The sequence below is a fragment of the Prochlorococcus marinus str. SB genome, assembly GCF_000760115.1.
GTDB classification, from domain to species: domain Bacteria; phylum Cyanobacteriota; class Cyanobacteriia; order PCC-6307; family Cyanobiaceae; genus Prochlorococcus_A; species Prochlorococcus_A marinus_D.
The window spans coordinates 108764-133978 of sequence record NZ_JNAS01000002.1; the positions used below are offsets into that span (position 1 = coordinate 108764).

The following is a 25215-nucleotide window of genomic DNA, read 5'->3' on the forward strand; positions in this document are numbered from 1 at the left end:
TCAAGCGTTTTCGACAAAATCTCCATTAATGTTTTTTCTATCATTCATAAGTTAAACTTATCACCCTTGGTACTATTGATATGTCAATACTTATGCAAATTAGTTAGTGCATCAAAACATACAGTTGTGTTAAGAAAAAATTTACATTATGTTATTTCCGTACGAGACAGGCCCTGTCTACACAGGTGTGGAATGTTCAACCTTTCCTGTCTCCGTATCAAGCTTTGAAGTAAGATAATATTCACAATAAATTTATTTGTTATTTTGAACCTTCCAGTTCTAACTATTGCTAGTGGCAATCAAAGAAAAGTATCTGAAATTTCAGAGATGCTGGATGTTTTGTCTTTAAAGGTTCAGAAACAACCAAAATATTTAAATGTCGAAGAGACTGGAAACACATATTTTGAGAATGCACTTCTAAAAGCAAAAGCAGCGGCTTTAGAGACTAAAACTTGGGCGTTAGCTGATGACTCGGGACTTGAAGTAGATGTTTTAGATGGTCGACCAGGAATTTATTCTGCTCGATATGCCAAAAATAATGATGAGAAAATTAAAAAATTAATTAATGAACTTTCTGATAGTCCTTACAGGAGTGCAAGATTTATAAGTTGCATGGTTTTGTGCGATCCCTCAGGAAATTTAGTAAAAGATACAACAGGAATATGCTGGGGAGAAATTCTTAAGAACCCCAAATATCCAAATGGTGAATTCGAATCTATTTTTTGGGTAAAAGAGGCTAACTGTGTTTACGGTGAGCTATCACAATCACAACTAAATAAATTAGGTAGTAGAGGTAAAGCCGCCAAAATTATGTCACCTTACCTCAAAAAAGAAATTGGTTTAAATTAAAAATTCTCAATAATTTGAAATTTCTTCAATTGCTCTTATGGCAGCAGCTGCAGCCTCTTCTACATCCCCTTCTTTCCCTGCAAGAGTTAATCTACCAAAAGCCCCAACTGCCTTAACATCAACAACAGTTATATTAGATGCCTTTTCAGCTTCATTAGCTGCTTTTAAAACATAACCAGCTGGTTCAGTTTCTAAAATAAACATGCTCATTCCAGATTGAATCATTGATCCACTTCTGTTTTGTCTATTTATTAAAACTGCATGATCTGGAGTAATTGCTCGAATAACTTCAGTCCAACTCGTAGCAGGTTTTGTTCTTTTTCTAACTTCACTCCCAATAGCATCTAGAACAACATCTCCAGAATGTAAAACGGTGCTTTGATCTTTATGGTAAAGAGCAAGAGATCCAAATGCCCTTTCAACAATCATCTGACCAAGTCTCACATTACTTGCTTTTAGGGCAATATCAGTAACTCTATGAACAGCCATCCCGGGTGAAACTTCCATCCAAAGACATGAATCACCAGGAATAGGTAAAAAACCTCTACTAACAGTTCCCATATATGCGGCTAATTGAGGTTGCAGAGAATCTAAAAAAACATAAGTTCTTAACTCAATTTGCTCAACTTGACTTGCTTGTCTGGATACCAAGGACTTTTCTGAATCAGTAGTAATAAAACAGCTAGCACCACTGGCCTGAGATTGCACCTCAGATCCTGTGACAAGAGAACTCCCCTTTTTTCGTTCCCCTCTGTTTAAGCTAGAAGTTGGTTCCATTGAGGCGACTATAACGGATAATGGTTCATTTTTTCTATTAAATTTACTTGCATGCTTACCACAAAACGATAACTTCAAGTAAAAGATATGCATTTTTATGGGAACTTCTCAAAAAAAAGAACCAACTGTTTCTGGTACTGAAAAAGAATTAACTCCTGATCAAACTCTTGGATTAGTTAGCCTAAGCCTGATGCAAAAACTATCTCAGAAAGACCCATCTTTTAGCTGGTTAGAAGAAGATAAAATTGAGAAAGTAAATCTTAAGAACCTTAGAGATAGATTGGAGTTAACCCAATTAGCTATAAATACTGGAGCACCTTTAACTACTTCAGAAGTGACAGCTTTAATTGGGGCAAAGCCCGGAAAATCTAAGTTAGAAAGAGCAGGATTATTAGCAACGAAAATAGCTAGAAATGTATGGAAAATCTCAAAAACAAGTCAAGGAAATTCCTTCTACAGGAATTAAAATACGCCCAAAAAGTTTTTTTCATAATTCCCATTTAAGTATTTAAACATTCATATAAGTTTTTTAAATGTGTTCATTTTGTAAGAGAACTTATTAATTACTTTCTTAAATTAAAAAGTTTATGCAAGCTTGAAATATAAGCTCTTGAAAATTTTTAATGAGTAAAGTTGAATTTAATAAGGAAACTGGACCTAGGGAAGTTTTTTGCGGTTTAACTTCAATAGTTTGGCTCCACAGAAGAATGCCTGATGCGTTTTTTCTGGTAGTAGGTTCGAGGACATGTGCTCATTTAATTCAAAGCGCCGCTGGAGTTATGATTTTTGCTGAGCCAAGATTTGGGACAGCTATTCTTGAAGAAAAAGATCTAGCTGGTCTTGCTGACGCTCATGAAGAATTAGATCGAGTAGTTAATGATCTTATTGCAAGAAGACCCGAAATAAAAACTCTTTTTCTAGTTGGATCTTGTCCAAGTGAAGTAATTAAATTAGATCTTGCAACTGTCGCGGAGAAATTAAATAAAAGATTTTCAGGTCAAGTAAGATTCGTTAATTACTCTGGCAGTGGGATAGAAACAACTTTTACCCAAGGAGAGGATGGCGCCTTAAAAGCTTTAATTCCATTAATGGAGTCATCAAATGAGGAAAAATTATTATTAGTTGGGACTCTCGCAAATAATGTAGAGGATAGGTTTAAAAAGATTTTTAGAAATTTAGGAATTTCAAATATTGAGAGCTTTCCACCACGGCAATCAACAGAATTACCAAAGATTGGCAAAAATACAAAAGTATTATTAACTCAGCCTTATTTAAGTGATACGGTACGAGACCTCAAACATCGGGGTTGTGAAATAATTTCAGCTCCATTTCCTCTAGGTATCGAAGGCAGTACAAAATGGTTTTTAGCTGCTGCTAAAGCTTTCAAAATTAGTGAACTTAAAGTTCATGAAATTATTTCGCCTTTAATCAATAGAGCAAAACTTGCTCTTGATTCACACAAAGAAATACTTAGGGGGAAAAGATTATTTCTTCTTCCTGAATCGCAACTAGAGATATCTTTGGCAAGATTTTTGCATAATGAATGCGAAATGGATCTTATAGAGGTAGGCACTCCTTACCTAAATAAGGATTTAATGAAAGAGGAGATTAATTTATTACCTGATAATACAAAAATTGTTGAAGGGCAACATGTAGAGAAACAATTAGATCGAGTGAGAGAATCTAATCCAGACTTAGTAGTTTGTGGCATGGGTTTAGCTAACCCACTTGAGGCAGAGGGGATTAGTACTAAGTGGTCAATAGAAATGGTATTCAGTCCAATTCATGGAATTGATCAAGCCGCAGATTTAGCTGGTCTCTTCTCCAAACCTTTAAAAAGAAATCAAATACTAACTTCAAAAACTTTAGTAACGCATTAAAAACTATGGAATTAACTCTTTGGACGTATGAAGGACCACCACATGTTGGTGCTATGAGAATTGCCTCATCAATGAAAGACATTCATTATGTGCTTCATGCCCCCCAAGGAGATACATATGCAGATCTTCTCTTTACCATGATCGAGAGGAGGGGGCAAAGGCCTCCAGTAACTTATACAACTTTTCAGGCTAGAGACCTTGGAGGCGATACAGCAGAATTAGTGAAGAAAAATATTAAGGAAGCGGTTGAACGATTCAAACCCAAAACTCTTTTAGTCGGAGAAAGTTGTACAGCAGAACTTATCCAAGACCAACCTGGAGCACTTGCGAAAGGGATGGGGTTTGATATGCCGATTGTTAATCTTGAATTACCTGCTTATAGCAAGAAAGAAAATTGGGGGGCCTCAGAAACCTTTTATCAACTAATAAGAACCCTTTTAAAAGAAAAAGTAAGTTCTTCAGACAAAATAAATCCCCTTAGGTGGAGGGAATTAGGCAGGAGGCCAAAAGTTAATATACTTGGCCCTTCATTACTAGGATTTAGATGCAGAGATGATGTAATCGAAATCCAACGCATACTTTCGGAACAAGGTATAGATACAAACGTAGTTGCCCCTTTAGGTGCTAGTCCTGATGATATTGAAAGACTAATTGATGCTGAAATAAATATCTGTCTTTATCAAGAAATTGCTGAAGCTTCATGTGAGTGGCTTAAACGGAACTTTGGAATGGAATATACGAATACTATTCCTATTGGAATAAAAAATACAATTGAATTTATAAATGAAGTTCATGAGAAATTAGATCTTCCTTTAACGAATAAAGAAGAATTAGAAAATAAATCAAAACTTCCTTGGTACTCAAAATCAGTTGACTCTAATTATCTAACTGGTAAAAGAGTTTTTATTTTTGGTGATGGAACTCATGCAATTGCAGCAGCCAAAATTGCTAAGGAAGAATTGGGTTTTGAAGTAGTGGGTCTTGGAACATACAGCAGGGAAATGGCTAGGCAAGTAAGAGCTACTGCAAAAGATCTTAATGTAGAAGCTCTGATAACTAACAATTATCTAGAAGTGGAAGATGCCATGAAAAAGGCTGCCCCTGAACTAGTTTTAGGGACCCAAATGGAAAGGCATAGTGCAAAAAGACTCGGCATTCCATGCTCAGTAATTAGTACTCCAATGCATGTTCAAGATGTTCCTGCAAGATATAGCCCTCAAATGGGATGGGAAGGAGCAAATGTGATTTTTGATGACTGGGTACATCCCCTAATGATGGGTTTGGAAGAGCATCTTATTGATATGTTCAAACATGACTTTGAGTTTGTTGATGGTCATCAAAGCCATTTAGGACATACAGCGACAAACACAAATAACACTTTAAATTCTGACAAGAAAAAAGAAAAAAATAGTGAAGAGGGAATTATCTGGACTGAATCTGGTAGAGCTGAATTAACAAAAGTTCCATTTTTTGTAAGAGGTAAAGTTAAAACAAATACTGAAAAATACGCAATCTTGAGAGGAATTCCAGAGATAAGTGATGAAACTCTTTACGATGCCAAAGCATATTTCAGTTAACTTTTACTAATAAAATATAATTAAGTCATGAGTATTTTCACTCATAGTCTAATAGATTTAATCCTAAAAATTCAGTTATAAGAACATATTTCACACTTTTAATACAATTAAATACATATTTGTTTAGAAACATATTTCATGTGTATTTGCGCTGCAAGAATATAAATAATAATGTGTTTTAAGTTTTAAATGACAAGTACTATAAATAGACCTCTTGATGGAGAAGGAAGTGTTCAAGTAAAGCAAGATCCAAAAATAAATATTGAAGAAGGGGCTTTAGTTATTGCCGTCTATGGGAAGGGTGGCATCGGAAAATCAACTACATCATCAAACCTTTCTGCAGCATTCTCAAAATTAGGTAAAAAGGTTCTACAAATTGGATGTGATCCGAAACACGATAGCACTTTCACTTTGACGCACAAAATGGTTCCTACAGTTATAGATATTCTCGAAGAAGTGGATTTTCATAGCGAAGAATTGAGGCCAACCGATTTCATGTTTGAAGGTTTTAATGGCGTAATGTGCGTCGAAAGTGGAGGCCCTCCTGCTGGGACAGGGTGCGGTGGATATGTAACCGGTCAGACAGTTAAACTATTAAAAGAACATCACTTATTAGAAGATACTGACGTTGTTATTTTTGATGTCCTAGGAGACGTCGTTTGCGGAGGATTTGCAGCTCCATTGCAACATGCTAATTACTGTCTAATTGTTACTGCTAATGACTTCGATTCAATATTCGCTATGAATAGAATTGTCTCTGCAATCAAAGCAAAAGCAAAAAATTATAAAGTCAGATTAGGAGGGGTAGTAGCAAATAGATCAAAAGAAACAGATCAAATTGATAAATTCAATGAAAGAACAGGTTTAAAAACTATGGCCCATTTTAAAGATGTCGACGCCATTAGAAGATCAAGACTAAAAAAATGTACCATTTTTGAAATGGAACCAACTGAAGATGTTATTGAAGTTCAGAATGAATATTTATCTCTTGCCAAAAATATGCTTGAAAAAGTAGAACCTTTAGAAGGAAATCCACTTAAAGATAGAGAAATTTTTGATTTATTAGGATTTGATTAGTCTAAATTAATCTAATCCAACCAATTGGCTTGTTAAATCATAAGTTTGTTGAGAGGTCTTAGTATCAATTATTCTTTTTGACAATTTTTGAGAGAAAGCTTTTCTGCCAGTTTTCTGACGATTTCCCCAGCTCCAATGGACTGATGGTTTAGCAAATTCCTTATAAGTTGCCACTTGAGCGACCCTCTCTCCTGCCAGTCTTTGTGAAACATATCCTTTTGTTATAAATTTTTGAAATATCGGGAAAAGGAATCTAAATAACCAAGGTGTATCTCTAAAAAGTTTTGTATCAGCAACACATCCAGGATATAGAGAATTTACAGTAATTTTATCTGCAGGATATCTTTTTGATAATTCCTGAACGGTCACCATATTGCAAAGTTTACTATCCTTATAAGCCTTACCAGGTTTAAATTTCTTTCCATTCGCCATACTTATTGGAGATAAAAAACCATTTTTGAATCCAGATAAATCTCCCAAATCAGCTGGAGCAGGAATAGGGATCCTTCCTCCAAGTTCTGAATAATTAGCCGTAACAGTTCCTAATACTGTAATTCTTGGCTTGAATACAGTTGATTTGCCATTTAAAACAATTTCTCTTTCAGAAGATAAAATATTTTCCATAAGTAGGTTTATCAGAAGAAAATGCCCAAAATGATTTACTGCCATAGAGTTTTCAAACCCCTGAGCAGACCTTTCAGGTCTCTTTAGTCTCGGTTTATAAACTGCTGCATTACAAATAAGAGAATTTATTGGCTTCTTAAATCTTTCTAATATTTCATCGCAACCTTTTCTTACATCATCCAAGTCAGAAAGATCTATTTCTATAAAGTGAACATTTTTAACATCCTCTTTTGTCAAGGATTCCTCAGCTATTTTTATAGCTCTCTTGTTTGATCGATTAACAGCTATTACCTCCCATCCAAATCTTAAAAGAGGTTTTAGAGTGTTTAATCCAACTCCTGAAGTTGTTCCTGTTATTAGGACTAAACCCTTAATGTTCTTACTCACTAGCAAAAAAGTTAATTGGAAAATGAAAAGTAGAATGATTAAAGATCATCCTTATCAACGCCATATTACTCTGATAATGTCCCTAGAAATTATTTGATCCTGATCCTTCATAAATCTTTGCTGACCTTCAGAAGAGAATAAATCATCAAGCTTATCTGTTAAAACATTAAATCTATGTTTTTCGTATAAAAATGAGTCTTGAATTTCCCTTAATCTGGTCAACCTTACTTTAGAACTATAGCCAAGCTTAATCAGGCTTATTATTGCTAGAAGGGAAAAGCTAATTTTTATAATTAAAAAAATCAATGATACAAAATTATCGTGTTTCTGTTGTCTTTTTATAAATACAGACCTTAAATATTTTTTGTGGAAAATACTATTTTTATAAAAAGATTTTGACAAATTAAGTTCTTGATATTTTTACTGAATAAATCAATTCAGTCTTAGTTTATTATTACCTTACAAATTTTAAATTTTCTAATAAAATTTAGTTCCTACCTAAACTAATTCCTAGTCTTAATGCTAGTACTCCTGCATGCATAACAACAATGAGGCTTAATGCAATAAGATTTATTGTTTGAGATGGCTCCATGGTAAAAAAATCATTTTCTATATTCTCTACCGAAAAGAGAAGATTTGAAACACTATTACAAAATGATGTTACGTAATTAACAAATTGAAAGAAAAAATTTATTGAAAATTATCATAAATAAACCTAACAAAGTTAATTTTGGGAATTGAAAATCAGGCTTTAATTTTTTCAACAAATAATTTATCTGGATTTGATCAAATGGCTTTAGATTTAAATTCTTTAGATCAGACAATTTCGAATCCTGAAATAATTCTCACATTAAGGTTCTACTATTGGACTGGGGATTGGCTTTCAATTGGCTATCACCAGAAGGAAATTCCTCTTCATTGGAAAAATTTATTGTCAAATGGGGAAATTAATATTGTCAGACGTCCCTCTGGAGGGGGAGCTGTTCTGCACTCAGGAGGAATAACATATGCATTAACTTTTAAAAAAACTTACTATAAAGTCTTAAGTTATGAAATGGTTAATAGTTGGTTAATTAAAAGTTTTAAAGAATTAGGTCTAAACTTACAATATGGTAATTTACGAAAATCAGGCATTAAAACAAATTGTTTTGGGACTTCATTAATTTCTGATTTAGTTGATCAGGATGGGTTTAAGAGAATAGGTAGTGCTCAATTTCGTAAAAAAGGTGCATTCCTTCAACATGGAGAAATTCAAACAAATCCTTCAAGAGATTTGTGGTTCAAATTATTCAAAGAAGAAGCTCCACCCAAAGTAAATTTAAAACTAACAAATGATGAAATAGTTCAACATTTGAGAAATTCGTTCTTGAAAAATAAATCAAATATAAATTTCAAAAATATTGCCATAGATAATAAAAATAGAAAATTTTAATAACAAGAATTATTAAAGATCTCCTTTCTGCTTCATTGAATTTATTATTTTAGGCAATTCAATTCCTAAGGGATAATGATTTTTAAAGTTTAATTTGTTAATAATATCTGAAGGCAAATTAAAACCTAATTTATTCAATACAAAGTTTCCAATTTTTGACCTATCAATTATCCCCAAAGGGATATCTGCAGCATTGAGAACCAATAAAAAACCTTCATTTGTTGCTTCAAGTCTTTCTATAGTTATCCATAATTTATCGTCATAAGATACACTTTCAAAACTATCGATTGGTTTCTTAAAATCTCCAACAAAATTCCGTTCCCATTTTTTTAAGGAAACAGTTTTTAAAATACTTTCATCAACAAAACCGGTCCATCTACCATTATTCGTAACAAAAAAATATTTATCCGATGCATCCTTCTTATTTTTTATTAATTTATTAAATTCTGAGAAATTTGAATCGTATTCAAGTTTCCTCAAAGGCTTTAGTTTGATCTCAGATACTTTACTAAATTTAAGTATATTTTCAATTTTAAAAAATTGACTTTCAGATTTTGAAGAATTAACTCCAAACAAGCCCAAAAAAGAAAGAATAAAACCAAAGTAAAAGTTAAATCTAAATAAACTAACTATCCCAAAAAATAAAACAAAAAAAGATAATAATAAATTTACTTTGTTGAGGAAATTTCTTCCTTTATTTTTACTCCCTGAAAAATGCCAAATAATACTCTTTAATAAATTCCCCCCATCTAAAGAACCAATTGGAATCAAATTTAAGAAGCCAAAGAATAAATTAAATATACCTACTCTAGAAATTATATTAACTGCTATTAGTTCTTGAGATGCGCTGTTATTACTAATTAAAAGTAGGATAGATGCTGTAAAGAAACATAAAAGAGGTCTAACAACTGCAATTTTTATATTACCTAAAGCAGTTTGACAATACTTATCTATTTGTAAAATTGCTCCTAAAAAATAAAAAGTAATTTTTTTTATTTTTACACCCTGATTGAGTGCAACAAAAGTGTGAAAAACCTCATGAAAAATAATTGAAGATAATAAGAAAAAAGAAGTTAAAAATCCTATAATCCAAGATTCTCTAATATTATAAATATCACCTGAAGTTAAATTAACCTGATTACTTATACTCCATGAGAATAAAAAGAGAATAGCAAACCAATAAGGATGAACATTAAAGGGAATTCCCCATATTTTAAAAATTTGCCAACTTCTCAAAAATAATCTCCGCTATATTTAGCAATAATATTAATTTTACATAAAGGCTAATTATATGCCCAAGAGTAATACTTTAATTAAAATTTGCGGCCTAACTTCAGAAGAACAAGCTCTTCAAGTAGCAAAATTAGGAGCGCATGCTATCGGCATTATTTCAGTGGAAGAGTCACCAAGATATATATCAGCTGAAATGAAGAAAAATATTTTTACAACCTTACAAAGGTTTTATCCAAAAATCGAGAGGGTATCAGTTGTACAAAATTGCCCAATAGAATTAATTATTAAAAATTTCTTAGGAAATCCAAGTGAAACTATAATTCAATTACATGGAGATGAAGATATTGATTATTGCAAAAAAATAAGGGAAAAAATTCCCAATATTGGCCTATGGAAGGCTTTTAGAATAAAAACGGAAAAGGACATAGATAAAATAAAACCTTTTGAGGATTTTGTAGATGCGATACTACTTGATTCTTGGAATAAAGAAACTTATGGAGGTTCAGGGAAAAAAATAAATTCTATTTATTTAAAGAATTTGCAATTTAGCAAGCCATGGTGGTTGGCAGGTGGAATATCAATTGAATGGATTGATGAAATCCTCACTGATTTAAAACCAGATGGAATAGATATTTCAAGTAGTATTGAAATATCTCCAGGTTTAAAAGATATTAAAAAAACAGAAGATCTTTTAAAATTTCTAAAAAAATTTAGTAATTATTAGTAGCGGACTGCTGTTTTACAAGCTCAAAAAATTCTTGTTTTAAACTTAAATCGTGTCTAAAATCCCCTCTAACCACTGAATTAATCATACTTGTATTTGGTTCTTTGACTCCCCTCCACTTCATACAATAATGTTGGGCCTTTACAATAATGCCTAAACCTTTAGGTTCACAAAGTTTTTCGATTTCATCTGCAAGGATCATTACAGCTTCTTCCTGAATATGAGGCCTGGAAAAAACCCAATCAGCAACTCTCGCGAATTTTGAAAGTCCTATGACTTTATTTCCAGGTTTAATACCTATCCAACACTCTCCTAAAATAGGAACTAAGTGATGTGAACATGCAGATCTAACCGTAATTGGACCAACTGTATAAATTTCATCAAGATTCTTGTCATTAGGGAAACTTGTTACTTTAGGTTGTTCATGATATCTACCTTTAAAAACTTCATTTAGATACATTTTCGAAACTCTTTCAGCAGTTTCTTGAGTATTATGATCATTTTCAACATCAATTACGAGGGACTTTAGTAAGTCTTTAACTCTAGAGGCAACTTCTTTTTCTAAGATTTCTAATTCACCAGGATTTATAAAATCAGAAATATTATCGTTAGCACTAAATCTTGTGCCAGAATTTTTAATTCTGTCTCTTATAATTTCAGAAATTAGTTTATTAGTAATCTGGTCGTCAAACTTTCTAATATTATCGTTGGGTAATGTAGAGGTCATAAAATTCTTAACAGAAAATTGTATGCAACTTAATTTACTGTATCTTCCAAAAGCTTAATTGCTCATATACTATATCACATTCTCTTGTTTAATCGGGTTCAAATAGCACTAAAAAAAATCACTGTTCTAAGATTAAGCAGATAAACAAAATGTTTAAAAGGCTCCGCCAGATGGCATCAAAGTCAAGTCTTCGATCAATTGTGATTCAGGTTTTTGAGCCATGTAGAGAATAGTTTCTGATACCTCATTTGAGGAGAGCATAGAAGTTCTATCAAAATCAGAATTGATTGATTCGGAGTCCCAAAGAGGAGTATTTACTGAACCAAGAGTTATTGTGCACGCTCTTATTGAATTAGATCTCTCCTCTTCCCTCAAGCATTTAGTAAACATAGCTAATGCAGATTTTGAAACACAATAAGCTCCCCATTGGGGGAATGCATTATAAGAAGCGTGACTACTCACATTAATAACTAAACCACCATTTTTTCTCATTTTAGGAATTATTGAACTACAAATTTGAAAAACACTTGTGAGGTTTATTTGAATAGTTTGTTCCCATTGACCTAATTCCATTTCAACTAAAGAGCCGTTAAATGCGCAACCGGCATTATTTATCAATACAGAAGGGCACCCATACTTCTCAATTGCCTCTTTAACACAATGCTTTATTTCTAGAGGATTAGATAAATCACATTTTACGAGGTTAATTTTTGATTTATTGGTTAACAGTTCACTCTTTAGTTTCTCCATTAAATCCATACTCCTGGAGAGTAAAATTAAATCCCAACCAGCATTGGCAAAAGTAATTGCTGTAGATCTTCCAATACCTTTCGTAGCACCCGTTATAAAAGCTAGTTTCAATTTATTCAGTTCTTTGGGGGATTTCACTATAGATCTCTTCAAGATTATTTGCTTCGATAAATTTACCTAAAACCCTAAACTTTTTGTATCTTTCCTCAATTAATTCGTCTTCAGGCATTTGAAGTAAAGCATTAAGGTGTTTCTCAATAGCCTCTTTTAGAGTGTTACCAGCATCTAAAGGAGCCCAATTATTCCCACCAGAAGGTTCTGGTAATACCTCATCTATTATACCTAATTTAAGTAAATCTTTACCCGTAATTTTAAGTGCTGATGCAGCTTCTGGTGCCTTCGCAGCATCTCTCCACAAAATTGATGCGCATGCTTCTGGACTAGCAACTGTGTAAACACTGTGTTCAAACATTAGTAACCTATCGGCAACACCTATTCCGAGTGCGCCACCTGAACCTCCTTCTCCAATGACAGTAGCCACAATTGGGACTTTCAATCCAAACATCTCTCGAAGGTTTCTTGCAATCGCTTCACCTTGACCTTGTTCTTCAGCTTTTAAACCAGCATAAGCTCCTGGAGTATCAATAAATGTAAGAATTGGCAAAGAGAATCTATTTGCATGCTGCATTAATCTAAGAGCTTTTCGGTAACCTCCTGGTTTTGCCATCCCAAAGTTTCTTACTACATTTTCTTTTGTGTCCCTTCCTTTCTGATGCCCTAACATCAACACTGGTCTATGATTTATCGAACCTATCCCCCCAATTAGTGCCATATCATCGCCACCATTTCTGTCTCCATGTAATTCGATCCAGTCATCACAAAACATTTGAACAAAATCCAAAGTACTAGGTCTTTGAGGATGTCTAGCTACTTGAATCTTTTGAGCAGGGGTGAGCGATTTAAAAATTTCTTCTCTTCTCCTAGCAGCTAAGGTTTCAAGCTGCAGAAGCTGTTGACTAACATCTACTTCTGAATCTCGAGCTAATTCTTTAATTTGCTCTATCTGCTTCTCAAGTTCAACAAGAGGCTTTTCAAAATCAAGTAGGTAACGTTTAGCCATAATTTATACAGTTAATACTTTAGGCTGCTTATCAAGTCCAATCGCAGAAAAACCATGCTTTAGAGAAGCTGCTCCAATAAACTCCATTTTTTCAAGGGAAATGTTATTTCTTCCCCAACTAAAATTTGTATGACACTTTTCAAATTCTAAAATCATAGCTTCTGCAAAGCAAGCAAACATTTCTCGCTGAGGGTTTTGCATTTCCGCAAGTTCCATCATATTCCAACCAATATCATTGAAAAACTCAACTATACCTCCTTTTAAAACATATATATTTTGACCCTGAAATTTCTCATCAAGATTTTTGGGGTATCCGCCATCAATCATTAAACATGGTTTTTTTAAATTATCTGTATCAATTTCAATAGTTTTAGGCATACTTGCAACCCATACAACAATATCCGCCTGAGGCAATGCCTCATTTAAGCTTGTTACGGTGCCACCATCTAATTCTTTTTGTAACAGCGATAGTGGTTCTTGCTGTCTTGCTACCATAAGAAGTTCTGAAATCCCAGTTTTATTGATAAGCCATCTACAAACAGCACTACCAATATCTCCTGTAGCACCAATTACAGCAACAGTTGCTTTTTTAAGGTCTATCCCAATGCGAGGAGCATTTATTTCTAGTTGCTTACAAATAACCCAGGCGGTATGAGTATTGCCAGTAGTAAACCTTTCCCACTCTAATGAAGTATTTCTAATTTGTTTATGCTGTAGAAGATTAAAATTCTCAAAAATAATAGAAGTAAATCCTCCCAAAGCGGTAATGTTTATCCCTTTCTTCTGAGCTAGTTCCATAGCATTTAGTACTTTTCTTCTAGCCGTTTTAAACCTAGAAAGCATTTCAGGAACAAAGCACGAATCTATATAAGAACCTTCAATAGATATTCCAGTAGCACTTTTAACTTCTACATTTTCAACAAGCTGAGGAGGAGCAGTACACCAAACATCCAGGTCGCCATCAGCAATATGATCAAAGCCTAGCATCGAAGCTTTTCTTTTTGCATCTTCAAAACTGGTTGAGTGGCCTATTAACCCAAACATTTAAAATTTATAAATGGTTTCTATACGATGTTAAGAACAATAGCACAGAGGTAACTACTTAAATACGATAGATTAATTATTAAAATCCTTACTAAGTTAGAAATATAATCAGACGATAGCCGCCATAGCCATTCTTGCGATTTCTCTATTATCTAAACCTATTTCCATCAATGTATCTTGATAAGCAATCATAAATTCTTCCATTAATTCTTCTCTGTCCATAGCTAAAACTGATGCGTCATCTGCTACTTCATCTAACATCTTTTTGATTAAAGGAAGATTAACCTTATTAGCTTCCATTAATTCCTCTTTACAAGAAGATAGATTCTCTTTAAGCCACTCTTGGCCATAATTTAAATGAAGGTATTCATCTTTGACCACTCCCTCTGTTATTTTTTTTGCAAAGGGATCCGCAACTCTTATGTAGACGTTATAAGCAGAGATTGCAAAAGCTTCAATTAAGATAGCTTGTATTAAAAGACAAGTTGTTAAATTTCCTTTTTCGAGAGCAACTTGAAAATTACCATGTAATTTAGAAAAGAATTTTTTAGCAAACTCCATATCAGCTTCTACACCTAGATTTCTACCACATGCAGTAAAACCTTTTTTATGCTTCATTTCCATTCTCGCCAATTTAGTTAACTCCTCTAACTCATTTGGAATTAAAGTTGCTATTGAAATGTAATTATCATGAGCCTCTTGCTCTCCCTCTATAACAATTGCATTTATTCTGCTGTATGCATCCTTATAAGAATCTGTAGTGAAGTCGGGCAATTCTAAAGAAATCGGATTAATCGATTCGTCAATAGTTTTTTTATTTGATTCTAGAGTTTGCATGTCAGTAATCTTTAGCTCATTATGCATGAATATTACATGATTATAGAGAGTTTATTTAAATATCATGAAAATAGTTTCAATTGTTAAGTCACATTTTTTACTCAAACTTATTTAAGAATTGTTTGGCCAATCTGATTGCATCAGATTCATAATCAATCTGAACCAATGATTAATCAATAATTCCTTTAAATTTTTCCCTAAAGACTCATTTGCTCCTCTACTATCTCCTATAACTCCTGATTTACTGAAGTCATCAGTAAGCCAAGCACTAGGAGCATTCCCCTCTAGACTCCAGCCTTCTGGAATTTTTCCTTTAATGCTCTCATTTGGGCGTTCATCACCTACTAATTCTGGTTTTAAAGCGAGCATCAAACTTGTTTCAGCTAAAGAAGCATGAAGCCCATACTCGATCTCAGTTTTTGTTAATAATTCACTTATTCCATTAACACCACTCCACAAGAAACAAGGGAAAACTGCCATCCCTGGTGAGAAACTTCTTAGCTCTCTTGCCGCTGTGTTTAGTAATGAGATTTGACCTCCATGTCCATTAATCAATATCAATCTTTTAAAACCCATTTCAGATAATTGACCACCGACTTCCTTAATCATTGAAGTTATTAAATTTGAGGAAAGTGAAATTGTCCCGGTAAATCCCTTATGTTCTGGCGAAAAACCAATATATTGAGTTGGAAGTTTTTTTAATGGAATATCGGCAGAGAATAATTTTAAAACTTCACTAATGATTTCATCAACAAAAATACTATCTGTAGCAAGAGGCAAATGCGGTCCATGTTGCTCAACTGCACCGAATGGCCAAATCACTGTTGATCTTTTTTCTTTTGCAATACTCTCAATTTCTTGCCAATTTAAATATTCAAATTTATTAGGTATTGGTTTAAAGTTCATTAATTTTAATTTTGAGTACTAACATTTAGAGTATGTTAATAATTAATTATTCTTATTTTACCTACGATGGGAGTCAGTAATAAAAATGCCCAAGATAATATCCAACCAAAGGGCAATAAAAAACCTTTGCAGGTACTTCACATAAGCAAGAAAGATTCTCAAAAAAAATCTAAAGAAATACATGAGGTGCCAACCAATTCGCAAGAAGATATTAAAAAAGAAAATATTGCAATTAAACCTCAAATCATTAAAGATGATTCATTAAAAAAAATTGAGGACATTAATGAAAATACCAAGGATTTTGATATTCCTCAACAAGATTTAAATAGACCTCTTAATTTTTCTGAGCAAAACACAGATTTTCAATTAGAAAGAACAGTTGATGAATTTGATTTTGATGAAAGTGCCTTTTTGGAGGCTTTAAATGCAAATGAGCCAATTGGGGCTACTGGAGAAACAATTTCAGGTAAGGTTATAGCAATCGAAAGTGATGGATTATATGTTGACATTGGTGGGAAAGCACCTGGTTATATGCCCAAAAAAGAATGTGGTTTAGGTGTCATAACTAACTTTAAAGAAAAGTTTTCTATAGGCCTAGAGATGGAAGTCTTGGTTATCAAAGAACAAAATGCTGATGGAATGGTAACAGTAAGCGCTCGGGCATTAATTCTCAGGCAAAGTTGGGAGAAAGTATCAAGTTCCGCAAAAAATGGAGAATTAATTAACGTTTTAATTAATGGATTTAATAGAGGTGGGCTTACTTGTGATGTAGATGGATTAAGAGGTTTTATCCCAAGATCTCAACTTGAAGATGGTCAAGATTATCAATCATTTGTTGGCAAAACTCTAAAAGTAGCCTTTCTTGAAGTGAATCCAGAATCTAGAAAATTAGTTCTCTCTGAAAAGAAAGCATCATTAGTCTCTAAACTTACAAGTCTAGAATTGGGCCAACTAATTGAAGGGGAAGTTTTAGCTGTAAAACCATATGGCTTTTTTATTGATTTAGGTGGAGCTAGCGGACTTCTTCATCAATCCTCACTAACAAATGGATCGATTCGTTCTTTAAGAGAAGTTTTTAGAGAAGGGGAAATTATAAAAGCTTTAATATCTGAAATTGACCTCGAAAAAGGGCGCATTGGTCTCAATACAGCACTCCTAGAAAACTCTGCGGGAGAATTAATTATTGATAAGCAAAAGGTTATGCAAGAAGCCGCGGAGAGAGCACTAAAAACTAAAGCACTCTTTGATAAAAAAGAACAAGATAAATGAACATCAACAAAGAAATGGAGTCTAGTCTTAAATTAAAAATTTCAGATTGGGAATTAGACTTTTACTCAAGACCAATTATTGAATCAAATGGGAAAAAAAGGTGGGAGTTAATTATTTGCTCTACAAGAAGTTATAAGACAGAAGGTAATTTTCTTTGGAATAAAAAATGCCCTGCCAATGAAGTTAATTCAGTATGGCTTACAAAGGCACTAAATGAAGCAATAAATGAAGCAAAAAAACAAGGGTGGGAAAAGCCCTCAATAGTTCGATTCTGGAGATCCTCAATGAAATCGATCATTAAGAGATCTCTAGAGGCCCTAAGTATTGAGGCTATTGTAAGTAGGAGAACTTACGATTTATTAGATAGAATCGAATTTCTTGAAAAAGAGATTTATCCAAAGGAAAAAGGTTATGTAAGAGGAGTATTAGCCCCTACTTTTACATCTAAAATTGAAAATTCTCCTCAACCTCTGCCAGAAGAAGTAAGGGGTGATGCTTTAACTATCTCTGAAATATCGATTGGCGAATTAAAATCAGCAGAAAATTGGCCTATAGAATTTGGAGATATTTTCCCAATTCAGCAAGATTTAGATGATGATTACTTAGTTCCTGGATTAAGACTTTTTAGCAAAGATAGATCTTTAGCACTTTCTGCATGGTTCAGTTGTTTAGAACCTATTAAACTAGTCATCAATAAGAACCAACTCATACTTGAAGCTTCAGAAGAGGACAAGTGGCTGGTAACTGATTTACCAGAAAAAGATGCAAACATTTTGAGTAAAAAATTTTTAGAGAATAAAAAAAACTCTTTTGGTTATCAATTTATTTCTATACAATCAACGCCATACATCGAAAAATTTGCAGGATTCTGGATCTTGAGAGATATTGAATTAATTTCATAAATTCATCTTAGGAGCAGGAACTATTCCATACAAAGAAATATATTTCTCAAAAGCTGAATTTTTCATTCAGAACAAAAAATTTGAGTATTATGCTTCACCTATCCTTAGTCAATATAATTTCAAACATGCATATTTTACGAAGTCTAGCTCTGAGAAATTTCTTCAATTATTGGGAAATCACTTTAATGAAAATTATATAAATTGTGTTTCCAATCAAATTCACAGTAATGTGATAGTCCTTGGATCATTTTCGCAAGAAGGAAATAAGACTGATGCAGATGGTCTTTTTGGCAATAAATGCAATCAAAACTTATGGATTTATACAGCTGATTGCATGCCAATATTTTTTGCAGATAAAAGGACAAGAAATGTAGCAGCCTTACATTGTGGAAGAAAAGGTTTGGAAAAAAAAATAATAAAAAATCTAGTTAAAATTTTCGATAATTTTGGGACATCTAGAGATGACTTACTTGTTGCCATAGGACCATCTATTTCTAAGGAAAATTATCTAGTTGATCAATTTACATTCAATGAATTTTATAGAAAAGCCGAAAACAAAAAAATAACAGTTAATTTGACTAAAACTGAAAAAGACCTTTGTTTTAGTGATTCAAATCACTTCAAAGAGCAAAACTTCAATCAACTTGATCTCAAAAGATCTGCCTATAAACAACTTTTAGGTGAAAACATTCCCAATACAAATATAGACATTTCAAATTTATGCACATACCAATTAAAAAATGAATTTAATTCTTGGAGAAAGAGCAAAACATTCTCGAGACAATGGAATTTTATTTGCTCAAAGAGGTTAACTTGAACAAATTTCACTAGTTAAGTCTTTAGCGACTAATAATTCGGTCATCTCCTTAGTACCTTTAATATTAAAAACTTTGGCTAACAAAACATTATTTTTGAAACCAAAAGGTTTTATTTTAACTTTGCTTCCCCTTGGAAATTCACTCTTAAGTAAATTAGTTGCTTCAAGCTCGTCAAATTCATTTACATCTACACAAAATAGTCCAATCGTTAAATTCCTATTTTGATCCCCCACCAAAATAGTATTTGAACTTTTAATTTGAAGAATTTCGGCCGAGTTAACTATTACAGGATTAAGAACAATCAAGCAGGCTATAATTAAAATTTTTGATAAATTTTTCAATTCAGAAATATTTTAATTTTTAAATCATCCTAAAGTTAATTTTTTAAAATGACAAATTTAAAAAATTAGTCTTCACAATTAACATATCCAACCATTTGAGCATTACTTTTGCCAGGAGGAACCATTGGATAACAATTTTCACCTCTTCTGACAAGGATATTAATCAAGGCAGGGCCATCATGATTAAGCGCATTTTTTAATTCATTCTGTAATTGTTTTCTATCAGAAATCAAATATCCTTTAACTCCAAAAGACTCAGCAAGTTTTACAAAATCAGGTTCACCACAACTCATATCAGATGAGGAATATCTTTCATCGTAGAAACTTTCTTGCCATTGTCTTACCATCCCTTGCCAGCGATTATTGATAATAATCAATTTCACCTTTAGACCATATTGAGATAAAGTTCCTAATTCTTGAATATTCATTAACACACTTGCATCTCCTGCAATACAAATTACATCTGAGTCAGGTAAGGCTGCTTTTACTCCAATTGCCGCTGGCAATCCAAAACCCATAGTGCCTAAGCCTGCACTACTAATCCATTTTCTTGGGGAATTTCTAAGATATTGAGCAGCCCACATCTGATGTTGTCCTACATCTGTAGTTACATAAGCTTCTGGTAAAAATTCTCTCACTTTTAAAAGAACCTCTTGAGGATAAATTTCTCCTTCTTTAGGCGGATCATATAAAGGGTGTTTATTTTTCCAAAAATCAATTTTTTCTAACCAGTTTTTTGTCTGACAAGTAAGTTTATTTTTTAGAGATTGTTCATTAATTTTTAGAACAGCTTTTGAAACATCAGAAACAATAGCAACATCTACTCGTCTATTTTTATTAACTTCTGCTGGATCGATATCTATATGAATTACCTTTGCATTAGGTGCGAAAGTATCTAATTTTCCTGTCACCCTATCATCGAATCTAGCTCCAATAGCAATTAAAAGATCGCATTCTGTAACAGCGAAATTTGCGTAAGCAGTTCCATGCATTCCTAACATCCCTACTGATAAATTGTCTTTTTCATCAAAAGCGCCCTTCCCCATTAAGGTTGTGGTAACTGGTATTTGATAATTCTTTGCCAAAGTTTTTATTTCGTCATGAGCCCCTGAAGATATTGCTCCACCACCTACGTATAGAAGAGGTCTTTCAGAATCTTCTATTAATTTAATTGCTTTATTTATATCGGAATCATTAATTTCTCCATTCCTTTTAAATCCTTTAGGAATAATCTCGCCAGGCAAAACTCTTTGGTAATTAAAGAACTCCTGACCTACATCTTTGGGTACATCAATTAAAACAGGTCCAGGTCTTCCAGATGAGGCTATAAAAAAAGCTTCAGAAACTATTTTCGCTATATCTGAAGGATCTCTTATTACCCATGAATGTTTAACTATTGGAAGAGTTATGCCAAAAATATCAGTTTCTTGAAAAGCGTCTGTCCCTATAGCAGGTCTTGGGACTTGACCTGTAACTACAACTAGGGGGACTGAATCCATTTGCGCAGTGGCAATTCCAGTTACCAAATTTGTTGCACCTGGGCCTGAGGTCCCAAAACATACTCCTACTTCACCAGTAGATCTTGCATATCCATCAGCCGCATGCGAACCACCTTGTTCATGCCTTACCATATAATGCTTTAACCAACCTTCTTGTTCTGCCTTATGAACAGCATCATATATTGGTAATATGGCTCCCCCGGGATACCCAAATATAACTTTTACTCCATGAATTTTTAAGGAATCCATTAGTGCATCTGCACCGGTTATCCAAATTGGGTTTTCATGTTTTGAACTACCCTTTGAAAAGGATCTCGAAGTAAGAGTCACTAAAGAAATTCAATATTTACTTTAAATATTAAACTTAATTAAATACTTTTGCCTCATTTAGAAATGTAATGTCAGAAATGTATTCAAAATAATCTTTTAATAAATTAAAAATTATCTAATAAGTTTCAACTGTTCTTTATAAAATGCCTAATTTATGTAGAGGTCCAGAGCCTGAAATAAGTTCAATAAAAAGCACAAGAAAAATAATCATTGCTACCCTTCCATTCCATACTTCTGAACTATTATTCCAACCCCATTGCCACTTCTCTTGGGGATAAAGTTTCACTTTTTCAGGCAACTGAGAAGCCTCTTCTAAATTAACAAGAGGTCCTTCCAAACAGGAAATCACCAGATCACTTAGGCCCTCAATAAAAGTAGGATGAGTATTTAAAGCCTTAACTCTCCGAAAATTTTTAATACCAGCCTTTTCAGCAATTTCTTTATATTCAATATCAATTTCTTGCAATGTTTCAATATGCTCTCCAACGAAACTTATAGGGACCACAATCAGATCATTAACATTAGACCTTCCAAGATCAGCTAACACTTCTTCTGTATAAGGCTTCAACCATTCAACAGGACCGACTCTACTTTGATAAGAAAGTGTATGAGGGTTACTATGTCCTAAACATTTCTCCAACTCATTAATAATTAATAAAGAACAATCTTCAATTTGTTGTTTGTAAGGGTCTCCAGCTTCCTCTACGTAACTCTTAGGAACTCCATGAGCAGTGAAAAATATATGGGCTTTTGAAGGTGATTCACAAAGTGAAATTTGTTCAGAAATTAATTCAACCATAGACTTTAAGTAACCTGCTTGACTGAACCAACTCCTAACACATCTCATTGGAACCTTCTTAAATTCATCATCAGAATCTCGCAATTTTTTTAATTCCCTAAAGCTCGAACCACTAGTACTTATAGAAAAATGTGGATATAAGGGTATTACAACAACTTGATCTATGCCATCTGCTTTCATATCAGCAATTGCTGATTCGGTAAAAGGATGCCAATACCTCATAGCAATATAGGTAGTAGCATTAAAACCTTTGTCCCTTAATTTAGACTGTAATTCTCTTGCTTGTTGTTCAGTTATCCTTCTGATAGGTGAACCTCCACCTATAGAGAGGTAAGCCTGTTGTGAGGTAGTACTCCTAAGTGTACTAATTAACCAAGCTAGGGGCTTTTGAAAAAAAGGGAAAGGAGTCCTGATTATTTCTGGATCAGAAAAAAGATTGTATAAGAATGGGCCTACATCAGTAATGCGTTCAGGCCCTCCTAAATTCATTAGTAAGACGCCTATTTTATCCATTTAAAATTTATGGAGATTGAAAATCAACATTTAAAACGTCATTATATGGACAATTATATAAGTAAATGAACGTAATTCAGGAAATTAATAATGTCAATGATAAATTTGCTACTCAAGGCAGCAAGCTTAAAATTGAGAAAAGAGGAGAGAAATTAAATATCCGTGGTTCACTTCCCTCTAAAGAAGATGAAAATAACTTTAAAATTCAAAGAATATCTCTTGGGTTAAAGGCTGATATTTCCGGATTAGAGGAGGCCAAAAAAAAATTACAATTAATCAATTTGCAATTGGAATTGAATCAATTTGATTGGATTAATTGGATAGGCAAACCTTATAAAAAAGAAATAAAAGATGGTTTTGAATTCCCAAATAGATTAAATCAATTTGAGGAATTTTTTTTTAAAGAAAATAAAAGTGATTTTCGAACCAGTACTAGAAAAACTACTTGGAAAAGTTCTTACAAACCATATATGAAAAGGATCCTAAATATTTATAATGACTATGAGAATGAAGCTTTAGAAAAAATATTTCAAAAAACACTTGAAAGTTATAAGGAAGGTACAAGAAGTAGGAAACAATGCGCAACTTCTTTAAGTGTTTTGGCTAAGTTTATGGATATTAAACTACCAGAAGATTGGAAATTAAATTCTAGAGGATATGGTCTAAACAAAGCAGGATTTAGGGATCTACCTAAAGACGAATTAATAGAGAAACTGTGGGAAAAGATCCCAAACAAGTCTTGGAAATTTGTTTTTGGTCTGATGGCTACGTATGGATTAAGGAATCATGAAGTATTTTTTTGTGATTTAAGTTCTCTTACTAATTATGGGGACAAAATTATTAGAGTTTTACCTACTACTAAAACTGGGGAACATCAAGTTTGGCCATTTCATCCTGAATGGGTGGAAAAGTTTGAATTATCAAAACTTGGTGAAAATCCAGAACTTTTACCAAATATCAATAGAGACCTTAAAATTACAACCTTACAAAATATTGGGAAAAAAATTACAGACCAGTTTAAACGTTACTCTTTACAAATAAAACCTTATGATCTAAGGCATGCTTGGGCAGTAAGAACAATTTTTTATGATTTACCTGATACTGTGGCTGCCAGAATGATGGGCCATTCGGTTAGTTTGCATACTCAAACTTATCACCACTGGATTACTAAAAGAGATCAACAACAGGCTGTAAATAATGCACTTTTAAAAGTTAAAAGAGTTAAAAATATTTAAAGATTTATAATAAATAAATAAAAATAAGTGTCATATGCAAGAAAAACCTTCATCTTCCGAGAAAATATTTAACCTCGATAATCAAGCCAATAAACTTGGGATGGGAGGTAAATTATCACCGGATAACGATGAGAGCTCATATAAAAAAAGAATGCAGCAAAGAAAAGATATTCAAGCCGAAAGACTACAAATTAGAAAAACAAAAAAAGGATTATTGATTGTTTTCACAGGAAATGGCAAGGGCAAGACAACTGCATCTTTAGGTATGGCTTTAAGGACGATAGGGCATGGCTATAAAGTAGCAATAATTCAATTTATCAAAGGAGGCTGGACCACTGGAGAAGAAAAAGCACTTAAAAACTTTCCTTCAAACCTATCTTGGCATTCATTAGGAGAGGGATTTACGTGGGAAACGCAAGACAGAATAAGAGATGAAAAATTGGTTCAAGAGGCTTGGCAATTAGCCAAAAAATACATACAAAACGAATCTTATAAACTTATCATTCTTGATGAAATTAATATTGCTACAAAACTTGGTTATCTTGCACCCGGAGAAATAATCACTTTTTTAAAAAGCTTAAAAAACAGAAAAAATCATATTGTTTTGACTGGAAGGGGAGCATCTGATTCAATTATCAATTACGCCGATCTAGTTACAGAAATGAGACTAATAAAACATCCATTTAAAGAACAAGGAATAAAAGCACAAAAGTGTGTTGAATTTTAGTTAAGGTAAACAATTTAAATTTTTTTTTTGCAGGTTTAGAAATGTTTAAAGACGCAAGCAATATCTGAACAAAAAATAAATTTGGTGCTTTTACTTGCTAAGGTCTTAAAAGTACAATTATTTAATGACTTACAAAAGAGTTCTCTTAAAACTTAGTGGTGAAGCACTAATGGGTGAAAAACCTTATGGTATTGATCCTGCTATAGTTCAGTCAATTGCAGAGGATGTTTCAAAAGTAGTCGAAAATAATGTACAACTTGCAATAGTTGTTGGGGGCGGGAATATTTTTAGGGGGCTTAAAGGGTCTGCAGATGGCATGGATAGAGCGACAGCTGATTATGTTGGTATGCTCGCAACAGTAATGAACGCTATTTCACTTCAAGATGGTTTAGAAAGAGTAGGAGTTGCAACCAGAGTTCAAACTGCAATAGAGATGCAGGAAATTGCCGAACCCTACATCAGAAGAAGAGCCATGAGGCACCTAGAAAAAGGTAGAGTTGTAGTCTTCGGAGGTGGATGCGGAAATCCATTTTTTACAACTGATACTACAGCAGCTTTGAGAGCAGCAGAGATAAACGCTGAAGTTGTTATGAAGGCTACTAAAGTTGATGGAGTATACGATCGTGATCCTAATCAATTTAAAGATGCAAAAAAATATTCCTCTCTCAGTTATCAACAAGTTCTAAGTGATGAAATCGCCGTAATGGACAGTACTGCGATTGCACTTTGCAAAGATAATAATATCCCAATTATGGTTTTTGATATATTCAAAAAAGGGAACATTTCTAAAGCCGTTGCAGGTGATCCAATAGGCTCTTTAATTAGTTAGAGATCATTC

General features: G+C 33.2%; 27 protein-coding genes. 13 read left to right on the forward strand and 14 right to left on the reverse strand.

Going from position 1 to position 25215, the window contains the following annotated elements:
• Window positions 1-264: 264 nt before the first annotated feature.
• Complete coding sequence (gene rdgB, locus EV02_RS05660) at window positions 265-849, forward strand: RdgB/HAM1 family non-canonical purine NTP pyrophosphatase (RefSeq protein ID WP_025924291.1); 585 nt, start codon at window positions 265-267, stop codon at window positions 847-849.
• Window positions 850-855: 6 nt separating this feature from the next.
• On the opposite strand, the gene EV02_RS05655 is transcribed toward rdgB, so the two are convergent.
• Window positions 856-1626, reverse strand: coding sequence for a microcompartment protein (locus EV02_RS05655; RefSeq protein WP_025914364.1), 771 nt, complete (start codon window positions 1624-1626; stop codon window positions 856-858).
• A 97-nt stretch (window positions 1627-1723) separates the two neighbouring features.
• On the opposite strand from EV02_RS05655, the gene EV02_RS05650 reads away from it, so the two are divergent.
• The 4 genes from EV02_RS05650 (at window position 1724) to bchL (ending at window position 6160) form a co-directional block, all read left to right on the forward strand.
• Window positions 1724-2092, forward strand: a complete 369-nt coding sequence (locus tag EV02_RS05650) for a hypothetical protein (protein ID WP_032519366.1) — start codon at window positions 1724-1726, stop codon at window positions 2090-2092.
• Between the two features lie 157 nt (window positions 2093-2249).
• Window positions 2250-3506: a ferredoxin:protochlorophyllide reductase (ATP-dependent) subunit N gene (locus EV02_RS05645; protein WP_032519368.1), complete on the forward strand. Its 1257-nt coding sequence runs from the start codon at window positions 2250-2252 to the stop codon at window positions 3504-3506.
• Window positions 3507-3511: 5 nt separating this feature from the next.
• The gene (locus tag EV02_RS05640; protein ID WP_032519371.1) at window positions 3512-5083 is read left to right on the forward strand and encodes a ferredoxin:protochlorophyllide reductase (ATP-dependent) subunit B; all 1572 of its coding nucleotides are present in this window, start codon (window positions 3512-3514) and stop codon (window positions 5081-5083) included.
• A gap of 189 nt (window positions 5084-5272) precedes the next feature.
• On the forward strand, window positions 5273-6160 hold the full coding sequence (gene bchL / locus EV02_RS05635) for a ferredoxin:protochlorophyllide reductase (ATP-dependent) iron-sulfur ATP-binding protein (RefSeq protein WP_032519374.1): 888 nt from the start codon (window positions 5273-5275) through the stop codon (window positions 6158-6160).
• A gap of 6 nt (window positions 6161-6166) precedes the next feature.
• Here the strand turns inward: bchL and EV02_RS05630 are convergent, their stop codons facing one another.
• The 3 genes from EV02_RS05630 to psaM all read right to left on the reverse strand — a co-directional run bounded on the left by EV02_RS05630 (window position 6167) and on the right by psaM (window position 7763).
• Window positions 6167-7171, reverse strand: coding sequence for a protochlorophyllide reductase (locus EV02_RS05630; RefSeq protein WP_032519376.1), 1005 nt, complete (start codon window positions 7169-7171; stop codon window positions 6167-6169).
• A 54-nt stretch (window positions 7172-7225) separates the two neighbouring features.
• Window positions 7226-7393, reverse strand: a complete 168-nt coding sequence (locus EV02_RS09740) for a hypothetical protein (RefSeq protein ID WP_241433704.1) — start codon at window positions 7391-7393, stop codon at window positions 7226-7228.
• A 265-nt stretch (window positions 7394-7658) separates the two neighbouring features.
• Complete coding sequence (gene psaM / locus EV02_RS0108695; RefSeq protein WP_025945794.1) at window positions 7659-7763, reverse strand: photosystem I reaction center subunit XII; 105 nt, start codon at window positions 7761-7763, stop codon at window positions 7659-7661.
• 138 nt (window positions 7764-7901) lie between these two features.
• On the opposite strand from psaM, the gene EV02_RS05620 reads away from it, so the two are divergent.
• Window positions 7902-8603, forward strand: a complete 702-nt coding sequence (locus EV02_RS05620; protein WP_052043482.1) for a lipoyl protein ligase domain-containing protein — start codon at window positions 7902-7904, stop codon at window positions 8601-8603.
• 12 nt (window positions 8604-8615) lie between these two features.
• Here EV02_RS05620 and EV02_RS05615 read toward each other — a convergent pair whose 3' ends face one another.
• The gene (locus EV02_RS05615) at window positions 8616-9839 is read right to left on the reverse strand and encodes a site-2 protease family protein (protein ID WP_032519378.1); all 1224 of its coding nucleotides are present in this window, start codon (window positions 9837-9839) and stop codon (window positions 8616-8618) included.
• A 55-nt stretch (window positions 9840-9894) separates the two neighbouring features.
• On the opposite strand from EV02_RS05615, the gene EV02_RS05610 reads away from it, so the two are divergent.
• Complete coding sequence (locus tag EV02_RS05610) at window positions 9895-10560, forward strand: phosphoribosylanthranilate isomerase (RefSeq protein WP_032519379.1); 666 nt, start codon at window positions 9895-9897, stop codon at window positions 10558-10560.
• Here the strand turns inward: EV02_RS05610 and folE are convergent.
• The 6 genes from folE to EV02_RS05580 all read right to left on the reverse strand — a co-directional run bounded on the left by folE (window position 10547) and on the right by EV02_RS05580 (window position 15944).
• Entirely contained in the window at window positions 10547-11287 is a 741-nt protein-coding gene (gene folE / locus EV02_RS05605; RefSeq protein ID WP_032519380.1) for a GTP cyclohydrolase I, read from the reverse strand. The genes EV02_RS05610 and folE overlap by 14 nt on opposite strands.
• A 153-nt stretch (window positions 11288-11440) precedes the next feature.
• Window positions 11441-12175 (reverse strand): SDR family oxidoreductase, encoded by a 735-nt coding sequence (locus EV02_RS05600; RefSeq protein WP_032519381.1) that lies wholly within the window; start codon window positions 12173-12175, stop codon window positions 11441-11443.
• Window positions 12150-13157 (reverse strand): acetyl-CoA carboxylase carboxyltransferase subunit alpha, encoded by a 1008-nt coding sequence (locus EV02_RS05595; protein WP_032519382.1) that lies wholly within the window; start codon window positions 13155-13157, stop codon window positions 12150-12152. The genes EV02_RS05600 and EV02_RS05595 overlap by 26 nt, the downstream gene beginning before the upstream one ends.
• A gap of 3 nt (window positions 13158-13160) precedes the next feature.
• Complete coding sequence (locus tag EV02_RS05590) at window positions 13161-14201, reverse strand: long-chain acyl-[acyl-carrier-protein] reductase (protein WP_032519383.1); 1041 nt, start codon at window positions 14199-14201, stop codon at window positions 13161-13163.
• Window positions 14202-14309: 108 nt separating this feature from the next.
• Window positions 14310-15038: an aldehyde oxygenase (deformylating) gene (locus tag EV02_RS05585; protein ID WP_032520438.1), complete on the reverse strand. Its 729-nt coding sequence runs from the start codon at window positions 15036-15038 to the stop codon at window positions 14310-14312.
• Window positions 15039-15149: 111 nt separating this feature from the next.
• Complete coding sequence (locus EV02_RS05580; RefSeq protein WP_032519384.1) at window positions 15150-15944, reverse strand: creatininase family protein; 795 nt, start codon at window positions 15942-15944, stop codon at window positions 15150-15152.
• Between the two features lie 66 nt (window positions 15945-16010).
• Here EV02_RS05580 and EV02_RS05575 point away from each other — a divergent pair, with 66 nt between their 5' ends.
• From EV02_RS05575 to pgeF, 3 genes are all read left to right on the forward strand, one after another.
• Window positions 16011-17213 carry a S1 RNA-binding domain-containing protein gene (locus EV02_RS05575; RefSeq protein ID WP_032519385.1) on the forward strand — a complete coding sequence of 401 codons (1203 nt, stop codon included), beginning with the start codon at window positions 16011-16013 and terminating at the stop codon, window positions 17211-17213.
• Entirely contained in the window at window positions 17210-18115 is a 906-nt protein-coding gene (locus tag EV02_RS05570; RefSeq protein WP_032519387.1) for a Tab2 family RNA-binding protein, read from the forward strand. Before EV02_RS05575 ends, EV02_RS05570 begins: the two co-directional genes overlap by 4 nt.
• A gap of 64 nt (window positions 18116-18179) precedes the next feature.
• Window positions 18180-18932 carry a peptidoglycan editing factor PgeF gene (gene pgeF, locus EV02_RS09175; RefSeq protein ID WP_072014630.1) on the forward strand — a complete coding sequence of 251 codons (753 nt, stop codon included), beginning with the start codon at window positions 18180-18182 and terminating at the stop codon, window positions 18930-18932.
• Here pgeF and EV02_RS05560 read toward each other — a convergent pair.
• The 3 genes from EV02_RS05560 to hemH all read right to left on the reverse strand — a co-directional run bounded on the left by EV02_RS05560 (window position 18924) and on the right by hemH (window position 22415).
• Window positions 18924-19274: a hypothetical protein gene (locus EV02_RS05560; RefSeq protein WP_032519388.1), complete on the reverse strand. Its 351-nt coding sequence runs from the start codon at window positions 19272-19274 to the stop codon at window positions 18924-18926. The two genes, pgeF and EV02_RS05560, sit on opposite strands and share 9 nt — an antisense overlap.
• A 65-nt stretch (window positions 19275-19339) precedes the next feature.
• Complete coding sequence (gene ilvB, locus EV02_RS05555) at window positions 19340-21103, reverse strand: biosynthetic-type acetolactate synthase large subunit (protein ID WP_032519390.1); 1764 nt, start codon at window positions 21101-21103, stop codon at window positions 19340-19342.
• A gap of 136 nt (window positions 21104-21239) precedes the next feature.
• Entirely contained in the window at window positions 21240-22415 is a 1176-nt protein-coding gene (hemH, locus tag EV02_RS05550; protein WP_032519391.1) for a ferrochelatase, read from the reverse strand.
• Between the two features lie 65 nt (window positions 22416-22480).
• Between hemH and EV02_RS05545 the strand changes: the two genes are divergently transcribed.
• From EV02_RS05545 to pyrH, 3 genes are all read left to right on the forward strand, one after another.
• A complete protein-coding gene (locus EV02_RS05545) occupies window positions 22481-23650 on the forward strand; it encodes a site-specific integrase (protein ID WP_032519392.1) in 1170 nt (389 codons plus the stop codon).
• Between the two features lie 34 nt (window positions 23651-23684).
• Window positions 23685-24377, forward strand: coding sequence for a cob(I)yrinic acid a,c-diamide adenosyltransferase (gene cobO, locus EV02_RS05540; protein ID WP_032519393.1), 693 nt, complete (start codon window positions 23685-23687; stop codon window positions 24375-24377).
• A gap of 124 nt (window positions 24378-24501) precedes the next feature.
• Window positions 24502-25206, forward strand: a complete 705-nt coding sequence (pyrH, locus tag EV02_RS05535; protein WP_032519394.1) for a UMP kinase — start codon at window positions 24502-24504, stop codon at window positions 25204-25206.
• The last annotated feature ends 9 nt before the right edge of the window (window positions 25207-25215 follow it).

Excerpts from the sequence above, each read along its gene's own strand:
- EV02_RS05570 (WP_032519387.1), top strand. The coding sequence starts at position 17,210 with ATGAACATCAACAAAGAAATGGAGTCTAGTCTTAAATTAAAAATTTCA.
- cobO (WP_032519393.1), top strand. The coding sequence starts at position 23,685 with ATGCAAGAAAAACCTTCATCTTCCGAGAAAATATTTAACCTCGATAAT.
- EV02_RS05645 (WP_032519368.1), top strand. The coding sequence starts at position 2,250 with ATGAGTAAAGTTGAATTTAATAAGGAAACTGGACCTAGGGAAGTTTTT.
- hemH (WP_032519391.1), bottom strand. The coding sequence starts at position 22,415 with ATGGATAAAATAGGCGTCTTACTAATGAATTTAGGAGGGCCTGAACGC.
- psaM (WP_025945794.1), bottom strand. The coding sequence starts at position 7,763 with ATGGAGCCATCTCAAACAATAAATCTTATTGCATTAAGCCTCATTGTT.
- EV02_RS05595 (WP_032519382.1), bottom strand. The coding sequence starts at position 13,157 with ATGGCTAAACGTTACCTACTTGATTTTGAAAAGCCTCTTGTTGAACTT.
- EV02_RS05580 (WP_032519384.1), bottom strand. The coding sequence starts at position 15,944 with ATGAACTTTAAACCAATACCTAATAAATTTGAATATTTAAATTGGCAA.
- EV02_RS05590 (WP_032519383.1), bottom strand. The coding sequence starts at position 14,201 with ATGTTTGGGTTAATAGGCCACTCAACCAGTTTTGAAGATGCAAAAAGA.
- pyrH (WP_032519394.1), top strand. The coding sequence starts at position 24,502 with ATGACTTACAAAAGAGTTCTCTTAAAACTTAGTGGTGAAGCACTAATG.
- bchL (WP_032519374.1), top strand. The coding sequence starts at position 5,273 with ATGACAAGTACTATAAATAGACCTCTTGATGGAGAAGGAAGTGTTCAA.
- EV02_RS05650 (WP_032519366.1), top strand. The coding sequence starts at position 1,724 with ATGGGAACTTCTCAAAAAAAAGAACCAACTGTTTCTGGTACTGAAAAA.
- EV02_RS05585 (WP_032520438.1), bottom strand. The coding sequence starts at position 15,038 with ATGCAAACTCTAGAATCAAATAAAAAAACTATTGACGAATCGATTAAT.
- EV02_RS05575 (WP_032519385.1), top strand. The coding sequence starts at position 16,011 with ATGGGAGTCAGTAATAAAAATGCCCAAGATAATATCCAACCAAAGGGC.
- folE (WP_032519380.1), bottom strand. The coding sequence starts at position 11,287 with ATGACCTCTACATTACCCAACGATAATATTAGAAAGTTTGACGACCAG.
- EV02_RS05545 (WP_032519392.1), top strand. The coding sequence starts at position 22,481 with ATGAACGTAATTCAGGAAATTAATAATGTCAATGATAAATTTGCTACT.
- EV02_RS05640 (WP_032519371.1), top strand. The coding sequence starts at position 3,512 with ATGGAATTAACTCTTTGGACGTATGAAGGACCACCACATGTTGGTGCT.
- EV02_RS05610 (WP_032519379.1), top strand. The coding sequence starts at position 9,895 with ATGCCCAAGAGTAATACTTTAATTAAAATTTGCGGCCTAACTTCAGAA.
- EV02_RS05655 (WP_025914364.1), bottom strand. The coding sequence starts at position 1,626 with ATGGAACCAACTTCTAGCTTAAACAGAGGGGAACGAAAAAAGGGGAGT.